The organism is Sporosarcina sp. P29 (assembly GCF_002743265.1).
Classification (GTDB): domain Bacteria; phylum Bacillota; class Bacilli; order Bacillales_A; family Planococcaceae; genus Sporosarcina.
Window position 1 is genome coordinate 1 of sequence record NZ_PDYX01000082.1, and the last position, 445, is coordinate 445.

Consider the following 445-nt stretch of genomic DNA (forward strand, 5'->3'; position numbering starts at 1 on the left):
ATACAAATTACTCTACTAGTTAACTGAAGTTACAGTATCCAAAGATCGTCCTTTCATTAATCCTATTAAATCGGCATTTAATCCAGCCTCTTCAAAAATGTCTCGCGGCAGTTTTCCTTTTTCATTTTCCGAAATAAAATGACGTTTAAACTCATCTGTATAGGTGATGGATTTATCACTAACAGCTTGTACGTTAGGATTGCATTGCAAGCGTGCTTGTTCTTTTAAGGTAAACAATCGTTCAGTCACATTCATCCGCTCCCACATCTTTTTATTCATTATAAACAAAAGTACCCTATAGGATAGACTTTTTTCAAAGTGTCTATCTTATAGGGTACATTTTAAAATAGGGCTGGGGATTTTTTATGTGTTCGCTCTAGTAGTGTTTTTCTAGAACTTCTCACAACAGCATCCGCAAATACTTTTCAAAATTCACTCCCGCTTC

General features: G+C 35.3%; 1 protein-coding gene. It reads right to left on the minus strand.

Features of this window, described 5'->3' with window-relative positions; all coding sequences use genetic code 11:
• Positions 1 to 15: 15 nt before the first annotated feature.
• On the minus strand, positions 16 to 249 hold the full coding sequence (locus CSV68_RS16645; protein ID WP_233192958.1) for an HTH domain-containing protein: 234 nt from the start codon (positions 247 to 249) through the stop codon (positions 16 to 18).
• Positions 250 to 445: the final 196 nt, after the last annotated feature.